The following is a 15,940-nucleotide window of genomic DNA, read 5'->3' on the forward strand; positions in this document are numbered from 1 at the left end:
ATCAGCAGCGGCAACAGATAGGTGACCATCGGGCCGACGAGGCCGACGTAGGCCGCAAAGTTGCCCGCATCGCCGCTCGCCAGCGCCGTCATCGCGCCGTTCCAGCCGATGTCCGCCGCGTTTCCGCCGCCACCGATGATCTCCGCGACGGGAGACCAGTGCCACCCGAACGGGCTCTCCGCGCCGAAGAAGCCCTTCGTGATGAAGAGCATCGTGATGAAGCCCCAGGCGATAAAGGCCGCGATGTTCGGCATGATCATGCCGGACAGGAAGGTGCCGAACCTCTGCACGCCGACGCGTGCGCGGTTCACCCCCGTCGATGTCGTGGACGCCGTTGTCATTGTCTTCGTTCCCTTCGAATGTGCCGCGCCGTCAGCCGGCGAGGTTCTCAGCGGCGGCCTGAGCCGCCGATCGTGCGGATGCCGCGTCATCGGCGGCAAGAGCGGCCGCGGCGATGCGCTCGGCATCCTCGCGGGTGTACTGCAGAAGCGAGGCGCGCACGTCCGCGAGGGCCGTGGGAGCCATCGACAGCGTCGTCGCGCCGAGGCCCACGAGCACGACGGCCAGCAGCGGGTCGGCGGCGGCCTCGCCGCAGATGCCGACCGGCTTGCCGTTGGCCTTGCCGCCGGAGGCGGTCATCTTGATCAGCTCCAGGACCGCGGGATGCCACGGGTCCTGATACGACGCGACCGAGCCGAGCAGACGGTCGGCGGCGAGCGTGTACTGCGTGAGGTCGTTCGTGCCGATCGAGGCGAAGTCCGCGATCTGGAGGATGCGCTTCGCCTGGATCGCGGACGAGGGGACCTCGACCATGACGCCGGCGGTCTTGATGCCGTACTCCTTCGCGAGCGTCACGAAGTAGTCCGCTTCCTCGACGGTGGCGACCATCGGCGCCATGACCCAGAGGTCGGCCTCGGTCGCGGCGTCCGCGTTCGCGAGCGCGGTGAGCTGCTCGCGCAGGATGTCCTCGCTGGCGCGGAGGGCGCGCAGGCCCCGAAGGCCCAGGGCGGGGTTGTCTTCGTGCGCGTCGTTGAGGAAGGCGAGGGGCTTGTCCGCCCCGGCGTCGAGAGCGCGGACGACGACCTTCTTGCCGGGGAACGCCTTCAGCAGCTCGGTGTACGACGCGGTCTGCTCGTCGACGGTCGGTGCCTGCGTGGCCGACAGGAAGAGGAACTCGGTGCGGAAGAGTCCGACGCCCTCGGCGCCCAGCTCGACCGCCTCGGCGGCGCCGCCCGGCTTGCCGAGGTTGGCCAGCAGCGGCACGGCGGAGCCGTCCTTCAGTGCACCCGGGGTGAGCGGGGCGGATGCCGCGGCGGCACGGTCGGCGGCGCGGTTGTGGGCCTGGGCGAGCTCGTCCTCGGTGGGGTCGACGGTCACGACACCCTTCGCGGCATCCACGATGACCGTCTGCCCGTCGGTGAGGTCCTTCGCGGCGGCGGCGCCGACGATGGCGACGATGGACTTCTCGCGCGCCAGGATCGCGGTGTGCGAGGTCGGCCCGCCGTCGGTCGTGATGAGCGCGAGCACCTGGTCGAGGTCGAGCAGGGCGGTGTCGGCGGGGGCGAGGTCCTTCGCGACGAGCACGAACGGGTGACCGGGGTCGGGCACGCCCGGGGCGGGCAGGCCGCGCAGGCGTGCGATGACGCGCTGGGCGACGTCGTCGAGGTCGGCGGCGCGCTCCCCGAGATAGCCGCCCATCGCGGCCAGGGTGTCGCGGAAACTCGCGAACGCCTCGTGTACGGCATACTCGCCGGTCTTGCCGGCGTTCACGCGCGTGGAGACCTCGGTGTCGAGTGTGGGGTCCTCGGCCATCATCGCCTGGGCCTCCAGGACGTCGCGGGCGAGACCTCCGGCCTTCGAGCCGCGCTCCTCGAGCTCACGGGCGACGGCGGAGACCGCCGCGCGCACGCGGGCCAGCTCCTCGTCGGGCGTCAGCGTGCTGGGTACGTCCGAGGGGGCGGGCAGCGGGTCGGCCATACGGGCCACGGGACCCTGGGCGACGCCCAGTCCGATACCCACTCCACGCAGTTCACTCATCTTCGGGTCTCTCTTTCGGTTCAGTTGTCGTCGTGGTCGGTCGTGAGCAGCTCGGCGAGTACGTCGAGCACGGCGTTGGCGTTCTCGCCTTCCGCGGTGAGGGTGACGTAGTCGCCCTTCTCCGCTCCGAGGGAGATGACGCCCAGGATGCTGGCGGCGTTGACCGGTGCACCCGCGCCTTTGGAGATCGTGACCTCCAGGCCGGAGTCCTTCACGCCCTGGGCGAAGAGCTTCGCGGGGCGGGCGTGCAATCCGTTGGACGATCCGATGCGGATCGTGCGGGACACAGAGCTCATGCGGGGTTCCTCTCCGTCGAAGCGGGCATGTCGGGGTCTGTCCTCAGGGTCTCGTCGATCAGCGCGAGGGTGCGCGTGCCGTGGAGATCGCTGTAGATGTCGGGCGGAAGGAGGATCACGCGTACGAGACGCGGCGCCGCTTCGCGACGGATGCGATCCAGGCTGCTCTGCAGGTGGGGACCCACGAGCACCACGTCTGCGGCATCGATGTCGATCGGGAGCGACTGCTCGGTGCCGGCGACGGCACTGAGCTCACGCTCGGCCGCCTGCGCCGCGTGACGAACACGCTGCGCGACGAACGTGCTCGACGCTCCCGCGCCGCACACAACGAGGATCCTCATCGATCCGCCTCCTTCTCCGCCATTCTTGTGAAAGCGCTGGGAGGCGACAACCACACCTGTTTCCGCGGGGGCGGAAACACCCCGCGATGGGCGTGGTTGACTGGTGGATATGAGCAGAGCGCGCCAGGACCGGGTCATCGCTCTGCTCGCGCGCGAGGATGACTGGCTTACGGCCGCCGAGCTCGCCGACATCGTCGGAGTGACGCCGCGCAGCATCCGCAGCTACGTCACCGCGCTCAACGCCCGCGTGCCGCGGGGCGTCGTCGTGGAGTCCGGTCCGCTCGGGTATCGCGCGGGTGCGGATGCGCCCGCAGCGCTGCGCGCCGGAGCGGATGCCGCGACACCGCGGGAGCGCGTGCACCGGCTCGTGCGTCGACTGCTGTCGGGCCGCGAGGGCATCGACGTCTTCGAGACCGCCGAGGACTTCCACGTCAGTCCGGCGACCCTCGAGGGAGACCTGGGCCGGGTCCGTGCGCTGCTGGGCGACACCGAGCTCACGCTGGAGCGCAGCGGATCGCGCGCGCGGCTGAAGGGCACGGAGATGGCACAGCGTCGCCTGCTGAGCCGGCTTGCCCACGACGAGACGGACGACGGCGCGTTCGACCTCGATGCCCTCCGGCGCAGCCTCGGCGCGGGATCGATCGGCGAAGCGGTCTTCGGCCCGTTCAAAGCCGATCTCGTTTCGGGTCTGCGCGAGCTCGGCTACTTCGTCAACGAGTTCGGTATCGGCGATGTGATGATGCACGTCGCCATCACCGCCGACCGCGTCGCCCACGACCGTGCGCTGGAGACGACGGCGCTGGAGAGCACGACGCCCGCTCAGGAGCAGGTGGGGACGCTGCTGGACACGCTCTGTGAGCGCCATCTGGGGGTTCGCCTGGGGGCGGGCGACCGGCGCCACCTCTCCGCGCTCGTCCTCGGCCGCGTCGTCGCGCCCGGTCCCGGTGAGGCCGCGTCGGTGACACGAGCGGGTCTGCAGCCCGAGGTCGAGGCGGCGGTGCGCGACGTCGTGCACCGTGCGGCATCCGAGTTCCTCGTCGATATCGAGCACGAGGATTTCGTGCTGCGTCTCGCCCTCCACGTGCAGAACCTGCGGCTGCGCGCACAGGAGCAGGCGTGGTCGCGCAACCCCCTCACCCGCTCGCTGAAGGCGACCTACCCGATGATCTTCGAGGTCGCGGTGTTCATCGCCGACGGGCTGCGGGGGCTTCTCGGCATCCCGCTCCTGGACGACGAGATCGCCTACATCGCGATGCACGTCGGCGGCCAGCTGGAACGGAGCCGTCACGCCGGCACGGTGTTGACCGCGACGATCGTGTGCCCCGGGTACTACGAACTGCATGAACTGCTGCGATCGAGCGTGGACCGCTCGCTCGGACAGGCGGTCGACGTCGTCGGCGTCGACACACGGGCCGACCCCGACTGGCGGGCGATCGAGACCGATCTGATCCTCACGACGATCGACCCGCCCTTCACCGGTGACGGCATCGTGCGCATCCAGCCCTTCCTCACGGAGAGCGACATCGAGCGGGTGCAGGCGGCGGCCGGACGCGTGCGCCGTGCGCGCCGCTTGGCGCGACTGCGCGATGAGCTCGGCCGCTACTTCTCCGCCGACGCCTTCATCGGGCGCGTTGCCGCGGATGCCGACGAGGAGAGCGTCATCCGCGACCTCGGAGCCCGACTCGTCGCGCTGGGCGTCATCGATGAGGGGTACGTCCAGCGCACGCTCGAGCGCGAACGGCTGTCATCGACCGCCTTCACCGACGCGCTCGCGGTGCCCCACGCGATCGGGATGACCGCGGCGCGCACGGCGATCGCCGTGGGCATCGCCGACCCGTCCATGGCCTGGGGCGAAGGGCGCGTGCAGGTGATCGCGATGGTGGCCTTCTCCGAGAGCGATCGCGAAGCGTTCCAGACGGTGTTCGAGCAGCTGGTCGAAGTGTTCAGCGAACGCGACAGCGTGCAGCGGATCGTCCGCCGCGGCACGTCTTTCGGACCCTTCCTCGACGAACTCGTGGCCGTCGTCGACGGCTGAGGCAACCGGAGCCACGCCGCACACGGTATCCGCTCAGCGCAGCCGGGCCCGCAGGCCCTGCTTCACCGTCGGCCACTCGTGCGGGAGGATCGAGTACACGACGGTGTCGCGCAGCGTGCCGTCGGGGCCGACCCGATGGTTGCGGAGCACGCCGTCCTGCTTTGCGCCGAGGCGCTCGATCGCGGCCCGCGACTGACGGTTGTGCCAGTGCGTGCAGAACTGCACCGCGATCACGTGGCACTGCTCGAACGCGTGCCCCAGCAGCAGGAGCTTGGCGGCCGTGTTCACACCGGTGCGCTGCACCGTCGGCGACAACCACGTGTAGCCGATCTCCACCCGCGGACTGTCCAGGTCGATGGTGCAGAACGTCGTCATCCCCACGGCCACGCCGCCGACCACGACGGCGAACGGGTTCATGCGCCCGCCGTCGCGTTCGGCGAGCCGGTGGATGATGTCTGCGCTCGCGTCTGACGGAACCGAGGTGTACCAGGCGTACTGCAGCCCCTCGCGGGCACGTTGCAGCTCGCCGGCGTGGTCCGCCCGCAGCGGCTCCAGCCGCACATGCTCGTTCTCGAGGACGACAGGATCGGTCAGCAGCACGCCCCCACCCTATCCGCGTGCTCTTTCCCCTTCCCCGAGCCGCCATCATGCGACCGAGCCGCCACGATTCGCCGCGCAGCTTCGTGGCGGCTCGGTCGAAACGTGGCGACTCGGCGGGGTGAGAGGCGAGGGGGGTCAGAGGAGGAGGGTGCGGGTGGCGGCATCCAGGGCGGCGAGCCGTTCCTGCGCGTCTGCGGCCGATGAGCCGCGCACGTCCAGGTACGCCTTGAGCTTGGGCTCGGTGCCGCTCGGGCGCACGATCAGACGCGACCCGTCCTCCAGCCACAGCCGCAGGACGTCGCTGGCCGGCACGCCGCCGGCGCCGGTGAGAAGGTCGTCGATGCCGGTCACCGCGACCGCGCCCACCCGAGCGGGCGGAGCCTGGCGGAGCGCCGACATGATGCGCCCGATCACCGACAGGTCGTCGACGCGCAGCGAGACCTGACCCGATGCGAAGAAGCCGAACGTCTCCTGGAACCCCCGCAGCAGATCGGCGAGGCTCTCACCGCGCTCACGCGCGTCGGCGATCATTCCGAGAATCGCCACGGCGGCGGAGATGCCGTCCTTGTCGCGCACCGTCTCCGGGTTGACCAGGTACCCGAGGGCCTCCTCGAAGCCGTACAGGATGCCGGGCGCGCGCGAGATCCACTTGAAGCCCGTCAGCGTCGCGTGGAAGTCGAGCCCGTAGTGCTCGGCGACAGTCTGCAGGCCCGGGGAGGACACCAACGAGCAGGCCAGCGACCCCGTCTCACCCCGTTCTCCGGCCCGCGCCGCGGCACGCCAGCCCAGTAGCAGCCCGATCTCGTTTCCGGTCAGGCGGCGCCAGCCGCCGGGGGCGGTCTCATCTGGCAGGGCGACGGCCAGTCGATCGGCGTCGGGGTCGTTGGCGATCACGAAGTCGGCACCGACCGCGCGAGCCGTCTCGAACGCGAGATCCATCGCCCCCGGCTCCTCCGGATTGGGGAAGGCCACGGTCGGGAAGCGTCCGTCGGGCGCGATCTGCGCCTCCACGACGCGGGGTCGGGGGTAGCCGGCGAGGTCGAGGATCGCGTGCAGGGTCTCGGAGCCCACGCCGTGCATGGCTGTGTACACCCAGTTCATGCCGGCCGCGCCCGCGGTGGCGGGGGCGACGGCCGCGGTAGCGGCGACGTAGGCGGAGATCAAGGACTCGTCGGCGATCTCGTACGCGGCGCGAGCGAGATCCGGAACGAGCGAGGTTGCCGCGACGCGGTCGATGTGCGCCGCGATCTCGGCGTCGGCGGGGGAGACGATCTGCGACCCGGCATCGGCGCCGCCGAGGTACACCTTGTAGCCGTTGTCGTCCGGCGGGTTGTGCGACGCCGTCACCATGACGCCAGCGGCGGCGTCGAGATGGCGCACCGCGAAGGCCAACACCGGGGTGGGGAGCATCCGCGGAAGCAGCACCGCGCGCAGGCCCGCGCCGGCGAACAGCTCCGCCGAGTCGCGGGCGAACACGTCCGAGTTGCGGCGGCCGTCGTAGCCGACGACCACGAGCGGCGTCGTTCCCGGCGCCGCCTTTTCACGCAGATAGGCGGCGAAGCCCGCGGCGGCCTGAGACACCAGCACCCGGTTCATGCGGTTGCTGCCCGCTCCGAGGCGTCCGCGCAGACCCGCGGTGCCGAACTGCAGGCGGGCGCCGAAACGGTCGGCGAGCTCGGCGGATGCCGCCTCATCGCCGTCCGCTGCGGCATCCACGATGGCGGTCAGCTCCGCGCGTGTCAGCTCATCGGGATCCTGCGCGAGCCAGGCGCGCGCCGCATCGAGCATCGTCCCGGCGGCATCCGCGCCGCTCACAGCTGTCCGATCACGCGGGCCAGCAGTGCGGAGATCACGGGCTCGGCGGCCTGGCCGGCCTCGATCACCTCGGCGTGACTGAGCGGGCTCTTCTGGATGCCGGCGGCGAGGTTGGTGATGAGGGAGAAGCCGAGCACCTCCATCCCGGCCTGGCGGGCGGCGATCGCCTCGAGTGCCGTCGACATGCCGACGATGTGGCCGCCGATCGCCTTGGCCATCTGCACCTCCGCCGGGGTCTCGTAGTGGGGGCCGCGGAACTGGCAGTACACCCCTTCGTCGAGCGTCGGATCGACCGTGCGGGCGAGCTCGCGCAGACGCGAGGAGTACAGGTCGGTGAGGTCGATGAACGTCGCGCCCTCCAGCGGCGAATCGGCCGTCAGGTTGATGTGGTCGCTGATGAGCACGGGGGTTCCCGGCGTCCACGTCTCCTTGATGCCGCCGGCGCCGTTGGTGAGCACCATCGTCGAGGCCCCCGTGGCGGCGGCCGTGCGCACGCTGTGGACGACCCGGCGCACACCGTGTCCCTCGTAGTAGTGCGTGCGGGCGCCGATCACGAGCACGCGCTTTCCCTCGGGGGTGACGATGCTGCGGATTGAGCCGACATGGCCGGCCAGCGCGGGCGCGCTGAAGCCGGTGACCTCGGTCGCGGGAATGGTCGCGGTCGTCTCGCCGACGAGGTCGGCGGCCTTGCCCCAGCCGCTGCCGAGCGTGAGGGCGATGTCGTGCCGTTCGACGCCGGTCAGGCGTGCGATATCGGCGGCGGCGCGCGCGGCCATCTCGAACGGGTCGGCGGAGGGGTCGTCGAGCGGATGGGTGTTCATGTCGGACATGCTCCCACTCTAGGAACCGCGGCCTCGGCGGGCCACTCGCGGCGCGTGAGTCCGTGTGCGTGGACGGCGGCACGAGTGGCGGCGGGGGCCTGAGAGAATGGAGCAATGTCCTCGAGCTTCGTGAACACCCAGTCGGTCGCCGTCCTCGGGGGCGGTCCCGGAGGCTATGAAGCGGCGCTCGCGGCGGCACAGCTCGGCGCGGACGTCACCCTCGTGGAGCGTGCGGGCGTGGGCGGCGCGGCTGTGATCACCGATGTCGTCCCCTCCAAGAGCCTTATTGCGACGGCGGATGCTGCGGTCGCCATCTCGGAGGCCTCCGACCTCGGCGTGCAGTTCTTCGCGAAGGGGGAGAGCGGTGTCGCGCTCAAGCCCGAGGTCGCGATCAACCTCGCCGCGGTCAACAAGCGCCTGCTCTCGCTCGCTCGCCAGCAGTCCGATGACATGCGCGCGCAGCTGGTCGATGCCGGTGTGCGCATCATCTCCGGACACGGGCGTCTGGACGGCCATCACGCGATCGTCGTGGCCACCGGCCCCGGCGGAACCGATTTCGATCGCGTGGAGGCCGACACCCTGGTCGTCGCGGTCGGCGCCTCGCCCCGCGAGCTGCCCACCGCCCGCCCCGACGGAGAGCGGATCCTCACGTGGACGCAGCTCTACGACATGAAGGCGCTTCCCGAGCACCTCATCGTCGTCGGCTCCGGCGTCACCGGTGCCGAGTTCGCCTCTGCCTACATGAACCTGGGCGCCAAGGTGACGCTCATCTCCAGCCGCGATCAGGTGCTCCCGGGCGAGGACGCCGACGCCGCCGCGGTCCTTGAGAAGGTCTTCACCCGGGGCGGCATGACGGTGATGTCGAAGTCGCGCGCCGAGGGGGTCGAGCGCACCGCCGACGGTGTCGTCGTCTCGCTCTCGGACGGCCGTACGGTCGAGGGCAGCCACTGCCTGCTCGCCGTCGGCTCGATCCCGAACACCTCGGGTATCGGACTCGAGGATGCCGGCGTGCAGCTGACCGCGTCGGGTCACATCCGCGTCAATCGCGTCGCCCGCACCTCGGTGCCGAACATCTACGCCGCCGGCGACTGCACGACCTTCGTTCCGCTGGCCTCAGTGGCCGCCATGCAGGGGCGCACCGCGATCTTCCACGCGCTCGGCGACACCGTCATCCCGCTGGAGCGTCGCCGCATCACCGCGAACATCTTCACGGCGCCCGAGATCGCCACCGTCGGCCGTCAGGAGAAGGACCTCGAGACGGGCGCCATCAACGGCTATGTCTACAAGCTGCCCCTCGCGGCGAACGCCCGCGCGAAGATGATGGGCATCACCGACGGCTTCGTCAAGATCATCGCGCGCGAGGGCAGCGGCACCGTCATCGGTGGCGTGATCGTCGCCCCGCGTGCCTCCGAGCTCATCTACCCGATCGCGATCGCCGTCGAGCGTCGGCTGACCGTGGATCAGGTCTCGCGCGTGTTCGCCGTCTTCCCCTCGCTCAGCGCGTCGATCACGGACGCGACCCGCGCGATGCACCTCGTCAACCGCGACGACGACTTCTTCGGCTGAGCGCTCTCGCCGCCGGCTCGCGCGTGCGCGCGCCTCTTACCGCTGGAGCTGCGCGGTCCAAACACCTTCGCCGTCCGACGAGGTTGCCGAGACGGTGAACGAGGTGAGGTTCTGCATCGCGGTGGGAATGGCGATGGGGGTGCGCAGGGCGCCGTTCTGACAGACGATGTCCTGCTGCGTCCCCACGGTCGAGCTTCCCGCGACGTAGGTGAGCGCGAACTCGGCGCGCGCGGCGCCGATGCAGCGCAGCTCCACGGCGCGAAACGCCGTCGCGGGGGAGAACTCGAGAGTGACGCCGCCCGCGGCGGAGGCTGTGATCGGGGCGCTCGCGGCCGTGTTCGGGGTCGTGCCCACGATCGCGGTCGACCATGCGGTCCACGCCGCGCGGTCGGCATCCGACGGGCCGGTGCTGCATCCGGCCAGGGTGAGAGCCAGGAGGCAGGCCGCGCCCGTCGCCAGGATCGGACGTGAGCGGGCCGGACGCGTGATCAGGAGATCGTGAGCAGCTGGTGGCCGGCAGAGACGGTCGTGCCCGGGTCGGCGTTGATGGCGCCCACGACACCGTCCTTGTGGGCGGGGATGGGCTGCTCCATCTTCATGGCCTCCAGGACGACGACCAGGTCGCCCTTGACCACCGACTGGCCTTCTTCGACGGCGACCTTGACCACGGTGGCCTGCATCGGCGACTTGACCGCGTCGCCGGACGCACCGGCGACCGCCGAGGGTGCGTGCGAGCGGCGCGAGGGCGGCGCCGCCACGGGGCGACCGATCTTGGCCGGGGCCGCCGCGATGCGGTCCGGCAGGCTCACCTCGAGGCGCTTGCCCGACACCTCGACGACAACGGTATGGCGCGGCTCGGCGCCGGCCGGGGCTTCGGCTTCGCCGTCCCACGGCGCGATGTCGTTGACGAACTCGGTCTCGATCCAGCGCGTGAACACGCCGAAGTGACCGTCTTCCGCGGTGAACGCAGGGTCGCGAACGACCTTGCGGTGGAAGGGCAGCACGGTCGGCATGCCCGCGACCTCGAACTCGTCGAGGGCGCGACGCGAGCGCTCCAGCGCCTCGGCGCGATCGCGGCCGGTGACGATGAGCTTGCCCAGCAGTGAGTCGAACGCGCCGGAGACGCTGTCGCCCGCGGTGACACCGGAGTCCAGGCGGATGCCGGGGCCGCCGAACGTCTTGAACTGGTGGATGCGTCCGGGTTGGGGAAGGAACCCGCGGCCCGGGTCTTCGCCGTTGATGCGGAACTCGATCGAGTGGCCGAGCGGCTCGGGGTCGTCGTAGTCGAGGCTGCCGCCCTCGGCGAGACGGAACTGCTCGCGCCCCAGGTCGATGCCGGTGACCTCCTCGGAGACGGGGTGCTCGACCTGCAGGCGGGTGTTCACTTCGAGGAACGAGATCGTGCCGTCGGCGCCGATGAGGAACTCGCACGTGCCCGCCCCGACGTACCCGACCTCGCGGAGGATCGCCTTCGACGATGCGTAGAGCGTCTCCTTCTGCGCATCGGTCAAAAACGGCGCGGGCGCCTCCTCGACGAGCTTCTGATGGCGTCGCTGCAGCGAGCAGTCGCGCGTCGACACGACGACGACGTTGCCCTCGGCATCCGCGAGGCACTGCGTCTCGACGTGGCGCGGCTTGTCGAGGTACTTCTCCACGAAGCACTCGCCGCGACCGAAGGCCGCGACCGCCTCGCGGGTGGCCGACTCGAACAGCTCGGCGACCTCGTCGAGCTCGCGGGCGACCTTGAGACCGCGTCCGCCGCCGCCGTAGGCGGCCTTGATCGCGATGGGAAGGCCCACCTGCTCGGCGAAGGCGACGACCTCATCGGCCCCGGCGACCGGCCCCGGGGTGCCCGGGGCCAGGGGAGCGCCCACCTTCTCGGCGACGTGGCGGGCCGTGACCTTGTCGCCCAGAGCCTCGATCGCCTCGGGCGACGGGCCGATCCAGATCATGCCGGCGGCGGTGACGGCGCGAGCGAACTCCGCATTCTCCGCGAGAAAGCCGTAACCGGGGTGCACCGCGTCGGCGCCGGAGCGGCGGGCGACCGAGAGGATCTTCTCGATCGACAGGTAGGTGTCGGCGCTCGTGGCGCCCTCGAGCGCGTACGCCTCGTCGGCGAGCTTGGCGTGCATGGCGTCGCGGTCCTGGTCGGCGTAGACCGCCACCGACGCCTTCCCCGAGTCGCGGGCGGCGCGGATCACTCGGACCGCGATCTCTCCGCGGTTCGCGACGAGCACTTTCGTGATCTGCGGGCGCGGGGACGTCAGGTCCAGTGAGCGTGGCATGGATGCCAGCCTACCCACGGGAGAGCATGCTCCTTTGGATCACCCGCACAAGATCGTCGGCGATTCGTGTGTGAGAGCCTACGAAGACGCGCCGTCGTCCGGCGCGCTGCCCGATCGGGAGGGGGCCGACCTCCACAGATCGGTCCAGGCGATGCCGAGCGCGTTGCACAGGCGGCGCACCGTCGACAGCGACATGCCCACCACCGTGGACGGATCGCCGTCGACGCGCTCGATGAAGGGCCCGCCCAGGCTGTCCACCGTGAACGCTCCGGCCACCTGCAACGGCTCGCCGGTCGCGACATACGCGGCGATCTCGGCATCCGAGATGTCCGAGACGAACGTGACCGCGGCGGCGGCCACGGCGTGCTCTTCGCGCGCCGGCTGTCCGGGGCGGACCCGGATGACGCTGTGGCCGGAGTGCAGCACGCCCGTCTTGCCTCGCATCTGCTCCCACCGCGCCACGGCAATCTCGGGTCGCAGCGGCTTGCCGAGCACCTGACCGTCGATCTCGAACATGGAGTCGCCGCCGACGACGACTCCGTCGAAGTCGGGCAGATCGCGCACGAGGGAGACCGCGACGTCGGCGGCTTTGCGTCGCGCGAGCAGCAGAACGTGCTCGTCAGGAGGCAGGATGCGCGCCTCCCGCTCCTGCACCTCGTCGATGACGGCCTCCTCGTCGACGTCAGGCGCACGCAGCAGCGGCTCGATGCCCGCCTGGCGCATGAGCATGAGGCGGGCGGGCGAAGTGGAGGCGAGGCACACGCGCATGCCGTCCAGCGTACGGTCCGTCGCGTGCGGGGTCGGCGATCCGTGACAGCATCGAAGGATGAACCCCGGAGACCTCCTCGACCTCGACATCACCGATGTGGCCCATGGTGGCGTGTTCATCGCACGTCATGAGGGGCGGGTCGTGTTCGTCTCCGATGCGGTTCCCGGGGAACGCGTCCGGGTGCGGCTGACCGAGACCGCGAAGTCGTCGTTCTGGCGCGGCGCCGTCGTCGAGGTGCTCGATGCCTCGCCGCATCGGCGTTCGCACGTCTGGGCGGCCGCCGATGTCCAGATCGACCCCGATCGGCGCCCCGGCGGGGCGGACTTCGGCCATATCGCGCTGGCGTACCAGCGCGAGCTGAAGCTCCAGGTGCTGCGTGACGCCCTCGAGCGCTTCGGCGGTCTCGAGCTCCCGTCGGTGGCCATTCGCGGTGCGCGTCCTCTCCTCTCGGAGCAGGGAGAGGTCGTCGCCGAGGAGTCCGCCGACGCGACCGGTTGGCGAACACGCGTGAGCCTCCACGTCGACGGCGACGGTCGGGTCGGCCCGTACGCGGCCCGCAGCCACCGCGTGATCGAGGTGGAGGAGCTGCCTCTCGCTACGGCCGAGATCCAGCGCGCGGCGCGTGCGCTGTCGGCTCCCTCAGGCCGGGTCGATCTCGTCCAGCCCGCCGACGGCCGTGTGCGCATCGTGCCCCGCCCCGAGGCCTCGACCCCCGTGCGGGCCGGATCGGGCCGCCGTGGCGGCGGTCCGCGGCGCGGCACGCCGCCACGTGCGGGAGGGGATGCCGCGGCGCACGAGATCATCACCGAGGACGTGGACGGGCGTTCGTTCCGGCTCGACGCGGGTGGGTTCTGGCAGGTGCACCGCCTCGCCGCGCACACCCTGACCCGCACCGTGGCCGATCTGCTCGCCGACGCCGACGGCGTCGATCCCGAGGCGCAGCACCTCGACCTGTACGGCGGTGTCGGCCTGTTCGCCGCGACCCTCGGCACCCTCGGGGGCCCCGCCACCCGCATCACCACGGTCGAATCCGACCCGCGGGCGACCGAGCATGCGGGGGAGAACCTCGCCGACTGGGTGGGAGCGCGCGCCGAGACCGCCCGCGCCGATCGGTTCCTCGCGCGGTTGCACGCCCAGGCGAGCGCGGCGGAGCGCGGGCGCCTCGGTCGCGGCGTCACGCTGCTCGACCCACCGCGCGCCGGCGCGGGGCGGGAGGTCGTCGACGCGGTCGCGGCGCTCGCACCGGCATCCGTCGTCTATGTGGCGTGCGATCCGGTGGCGCTGGCCCGGGATGTCGGAGCGTTCCGGGAACGCGGGTATGGCGTCCGCCGCATCGAGGCTTTCGACCTGTTTCCGCACTCGCACCACGTGGAAGCCGTGGCGCTCCTGCAGCGCGAACCGTGACGCCGGGGGCCGCCCGAACCTCACTCCTTCGTCGGATGTGGGCCTTCGAGTGGCCTCGTTAGGCTGAAGACATGACCCGCGTCGCCCTCATCGATGACCACGAGTCCGTGCGCCTCGGGCTCGAGGCGGCGTGCGCGCGTGCCATGACCAAAGAGGTCGTCTTCTCCGGCAGTAGCGTGAGGGCCTATCTCGAGTGGCGTCAGCGATCGGGAGCGGCGCCGGTCGACATCGTCGTGCTCGACCTCACGCTCGGCGACGGCACGACGGTCACCGAGAATGTCACCAGCATCATCGCCGACGGGTCGCCGGTGCTCATCCACAGCGTCGCCGATCGCCCCGGCGCGGTGCGGGAGGCGCTGGCGGCCGGAGCCGCCGGTGTGATCAGCAAGGCGTCTCGCATCGATGACGTCCTCGCCGCCATCCGCACCGTGGCCCGCGGAGACGCCCTGGACAACGTCGAGTGGGCAAGTGCCGTCGACGGTGACCGTGCGTTCGCCGACGCGCAGCTGTCCAACCGTGAACGCGATGTCCTCCGACTGTATGCCGCGGGCCTGCCGTTGAAGGCCGTCGCCGACCGGCTCGGCATCGCCTACTCCACGGCGAAGGAGAACATCACGCGCGTGCGTACGAAGTACGTCGAGGTCGGCCGCCCCGCCCCCACGAAGGTCGATCTGCTCCGCCGGGCGATGGAGGATGGTCTCATGCCCGGCCACGCCGGAGCGACCCGCGGTGACGACTGAGCCCCTGCCGATCGCCGTCGACCCGGCGGTTCGCCGTCCCCTCGGCGACATCGCCGCGGGTGCGGAGCGGTTCACACAAGCGAGGGTGGAGCGGATCATCCGCATCGTCGTCGCCCTGGGGTGCGCGGTGCTGGGCACGCAGGCCTTTCTCAATGCGCTGGGCTCGCGGCAGGAGGCACCGCCCGCGCACCTGCCGCTTCTGCTTGTCGTCTTCATTCCGCTCGCCATGATGGTCGCGGCATCCGTCGCCGGCGTGGGGGTGCGCACGGTCGCCGGGATCTTCGCGGTCGTCTTCCCGATCGTCCTGCTCTGCTGGCCCCTCGTCACCTACGCTCGTGCGGATGCCGCGGACGGTGCGCCCTGGATCTGGTATCTGCTCAACGTGGGCACCTCCGCGGCGGTGCTCGCCTTCGGCCTTCCGCTGCAGATCGCGTGGGCGGCCCTGATCCCGATCCTGTATGCGATCTCCCGGCTGGCCCAGCTCGGCGGGCCGTCCTCTGACGCCGTCGACGTCGCACGCGACACGGTGTTCGCCGCGATCCTGGCAGCCGTGGTGATCACCCTGGGACGTCTGTTGCGTGGCGTGGCGGTGGGTATCGATCAGGCGCGCAGCGACGCTGTCGCCTCCTACGCCGTCGCCGCCGCCAACAACGCCGCCGAGACCGAGCGGGTCGCTGTCGCCGCGCTCATGCACGACAGCGTGCTGGCGGCGTTGATCGCGGCCGAGCGAGCGCGCACCCCGCGGGAGGAAGCACTGGCGACCGCGATGGCGCGCGAGGCGCTGACCCGGCTCGCCAACACCGATCAGGACGCCGGGGAGGGGCCCGACGAGCCGGTCGCTGTGACGGCGATCGCCGCAGCCCTCGAGAGAGTCGTCGCCGATCTGGACGCGAATGCGGCTGTCGCGGCCGATATCGATGCGGCTGCCCCGACCGTTCCGGGGCGCGTCGCGCGCGCCGTCGTGCTCGCCGCCACTCAGGCGGTGTCCAACGCCATCGTCCACGCGCACGGCGAAGGCCTGCGCGTGGGGTTACGGGCCGACAGGCAGCGTCTGCGGGTTCAGGTGATCGATCGGGGCCCCGGCTTCGATCCAGCGGGCATCCCCGATGATCGTCTGGGCATCCGCGGTTCGATCGTCGCGCGCGTGGCGGCTGTGGGCGGCCGTGCGCGCGTGCGGACGGGGACGGGTGGGACGCTCGTGGTGCTCGACTGGGAGTTCCCCCGATGAATT

Annotated in this window: 14 protein-coding genes and 1 pseudogene; 5 read left to right on the forward strand and 10 right to left on the reverse strand. The window is 71.0% G+C overall.

The genetic code is table 11. The annotated features are described in order from the left end of the window. The 4 genes and pseudogenes from BGN98_RS13815 to BGN98_RS13830 form a co-directional block, all read right to left on the reverse strand. Positions 1–341 (reverse strand): annotated as a pseudogene (locus BGN98_RS13815) (PTS mannitol transporter subunit IIB); the annotation flags it as partial. A gap of 31 nt (positions 342–372) precedes the next feature. Next, complete coding sequence (gene ptsP, locus BGN98_RS13820) at positions 373–2,037, reverse strand: phosphoenolpyruvate--protein phosphotransferase (RefSeq protein WP_005048154.1); 1,665 nt, start codon at positions 2,035–2,037, stop codon at positions 373–375. A 20-nt stretch (positions 2,038–2,057) separates the two neighbouring features. Beyond that, the gene (locus tag BGN98_RS13825; RefSeq protein ID WP_005048157.1) at positions 2,058–2,333 is read right to left on the reverse strand and encodes an HPr family phosphocarrier protein; all 276 of its coding nucleotides are present in this window, start codon (positions 2,331–2,333) and stop codon (positions 2,058–2,060) included. Next, entirely contained in the window at positions 2,330–2,674 is a 345-nt protein-coding gene (locus BGN98_RS13830) for a PTS sugar transporter subunit IIB (RefSeq protein ID WP_005048160.1), read from the reverse strand. The genes BGN98_RS13825 and BGN98_RS13830 overlap by 4 nt, the downstream gene beginning before the upstream one ends. Positions 2,675–2,783: 109 nt before the next feature. Between BGN98_RS13830 and BGN98_RS13835 the strand changes: the two genes are divergently transcribed. Beyond that, a complete protein-coding gene (locus BGN98_RS13835) occupies positions 2,784–4,709 on the forward strand; it encodes a BglG family transcription antiterminator (RefSeq protein WP_005048162.1) in 1,926 nt (641 codons plus the stop codon). A gap of 33 nt (positions 4,710–4,742) precedes the next feature. Here the strand turns inward: BGN98_RS13835 and BGN98_RS13840 are convergent, their stop codons facing one another. The 3 genes from BGN98_RS13840 to BGN98_RS13850 all read right to left on the reverse strand — a co-directional run bounded on the left by BGN98_RS13840 (position 4,743) and on the right by BGN98_RS13850 (position 7,954). Then, on the reverse strand, positions 4,743–5,309 hold the full coding sequence (locus BGN98_RS13840; protein WP_005048164.1) for a GNAT family N-acetyltransferase: 567 nt from the start codon (positions 5,307–5,309) through the stop codon (positions 4,743–4,745). A 135-nt stretch (positions 5,310–5,444) separates the two neighbouring features. Then, complete coding sequence (locus BGN98_RS13845) at positions 5,445–7,097, reverse strand: phospho-sugar mutase (protein ID WP_052323066.1); 1,653 nt, start codon at positions 7,095–7,097, stop codon at positions 5,445–5,447. 23 nt (positions 7,098–7,120) lie between these two features. Then, a complete protein-coding gene (locus BGN98_RS13850) occupies positions 7,121–7,954 on the reverse strand; it encodes a purine-nucleoside phosphorylase (protein ID WP_288121707.1) in 834 nt (277 codons plus the stop codon). Positions 7,955–8,059: 105 nt separating this feature from the next. Here BGN98_RS13850 and BGN98_RS13855 point away from each other — a divergent pair, with 105 nt between their 5' ends. Next, entirely contained in the window at positions 8,060–9,511 is a 1,452-nt protein-coding gene (locus tag BGN98_RS13855) for an NAD(P)H-quinone dehydrogenase (protein WP_005048170.1), read from the forward strand. Positions 9,512–9,547: 36 nt separating this feature from the next. Here BGN98_RS13855 and BGN98_RS13860 read toward each other — a convergent pair whose 3' ends face one another. The 3 genes from BGN98_RS13860 to BGN98_RS13870 all read right to left on the reverse strand — a co-directional run bounded on the left by BGN98_RS13860 (position 9,548) and on the right by BGN98_RS13870 (position 12,564). Beyond that, complete coding sequence (locus BGN98_RS13860) at positions 9,548–9,865, reverse strand: hypothetical protein (RefSeq protein ID WP_005048173.1); 318 nt, start codon at positions 9,863–9,865, stop codon at positions 9,548–9,550. A 134-nt stretch (positions 9,866–9,999) separates the two neighbouring features. Next, on the reverse strand, positions 10,000–11,796 hold the full coding sequence (locus BGN98_RS13865) for an acetyl/propionyl/methylcrotonyl-CoA carboxylase subunit alpha (protein ID WP_288121708.1): 1,797 nt from the start codon (positions 11,794–11,796) through the stop codon (positions 10,000–10,002). A gap of 78 nt (positions 11,797–11,874) precedes the next feature. After that, positions 11,875–12,564: a Maf family protein gene (locus BGN98_RS13870; RefSeq protein ID WP_005048178.1), complete on the reverse strand. Its 690-nt coding sequence runs from the start codon at positions 12,562–12,564 to the stop codon at positions 11,875–11,877. A gap of 58 nt (positions 12,565–12,622) precedes the next feature. On the opposite strand from BGN98_RS13870, the gene BGN98_RS13875 reads away from it, so the two are divergent. From BGN98_RS13875 to BGN98_RS13885, 3 genes are all read left to right on the forward strand, one after another. Then, entirely contained in the window at positions 12,623–13,969 is a 1,347-nt protein-coding gene (locus BGN98_RS13875; protein ID WP_036284453.1) for a class I SAM-dependent RNA methyltransferase, read from the forward strand. Positions 13,970–14,040: 71 nt separating this feature from the next. Then, positions 14,041–14,709 (forward strand): response regulator transcription factor, encoded by a 669-nt coding sequence (locus BGN98_RS13880; protein ID WP_288121709.1) that lies wholly within the window; start codon positions 14,041–14,043, stop codon positions 14,707–14,709. After that, on the forward strand, positions 14,699–15,937 hold the full coding sequence (locus BGN98_RS13885; RefSeq protein ID WP_005048184.1) for a sensor histidine kinase: 1,239 nt from the start codon (positions 14,699–14,701) through the stop codon (positions 15,935–15,937). Before BGN98_RS13880 ends, BGN98_RS13885 begins: the two co-directional genes overlap by 11 nt. The last annotated feature ends 3 nt before the right edge of the window (positions 15,938–15,940 follow it).

The sequence above is a fragment of the Microbacterium sp. 69-7 genome, assembly GCF_001897985.1.
In the GTDB taxonomy this organism is placed as follows: domain Bacteria; phylum Actinomycetota; class Actinomycetes; order Actinomycetales; family Microbacteriaceae; genus Microbacterium; species Microbacterium laevaniformans.

Bases quoted from the DNA above. Each gene is read 5' to 3' on its own strand.
- ptsP (WP_005048154.1), bottom strand. From the start codon at position 2,037: ATGAGTGAACTGCGTGGAGTGGGTATCGGACTGGGCGTCGCCCAGGGT.
- BGN98_RS13825 (WP_005048157.1), bottom strand. From the start codon at position 2,333: ATGAGCTCTGTGTCCCGCACGATCCGCATCGGATCGTCCAACGGATTG.
- BGN98_RS13830 (WP_005048160.1), bottom strand. From the start codon at position 2,674: ATGAGGATCCTCGTTGTGTGCGGCGCGGGAGCGTCGAGCACGTTCGTC.
- BGN98_RS13835 (WP_005048162.1), top strand. From the start codon at position 2,784: ATGAGCAGAGCGCGCCAGGACCGGGTCATCGCTCTGCTCGCGCGCGAG.
- BGN98_RS13845 (WP_052323066.1), bottom strand. From the start codon at position 7,097: ATGCTCGATGCGGCGCGCGCCTGGCTCGCGCAGGATCCCGATGAGCTG.
- BGN98_RS13850 (WP_288121707.1), bottom strand. From the start codon at position 7,954: ATGTCCGACATGAACACCCATCCGCTCGACGACCCCTCCGCCGACCCG.
- BGN98_RS13855 (WP_005048170.1), top strand. From the start codon at position 8,060: ATGTCCTCGAGCTTCGTGAACACCCAGTCGGTCGCCGTCCTCGGGGGC.
- BGN98_RS13865 (WP_288121708.1), bottom strand. From the start codon at position 11,796: ATGCCACGCTCACTGGACCTGACGTCCCCGCGCCCGCAGATCACGAAA.
- BGN98_RS13870 (WP_005048178.1), bottom strand. From the start codon at position 12,564: ATGCGCGTGTGCCTCGCCTCCACTTCGCCCGCCCGCCTCATGCTCATG.
- BGN98_RS13875 (WP_036284453.1), top strand. From the start codon at position 12,623: ATGAACCCCGGAGACCTCCTCGACCTCGACATCACCGATGTGGCCCAT.
- BGN98_RS13880 (WP_288121709.1), top strand. From the start codon at position 14,041: ATGACCCGCGTCGCCCTCATCGATGACCACGAGTCCGTGCGCCTCGGG.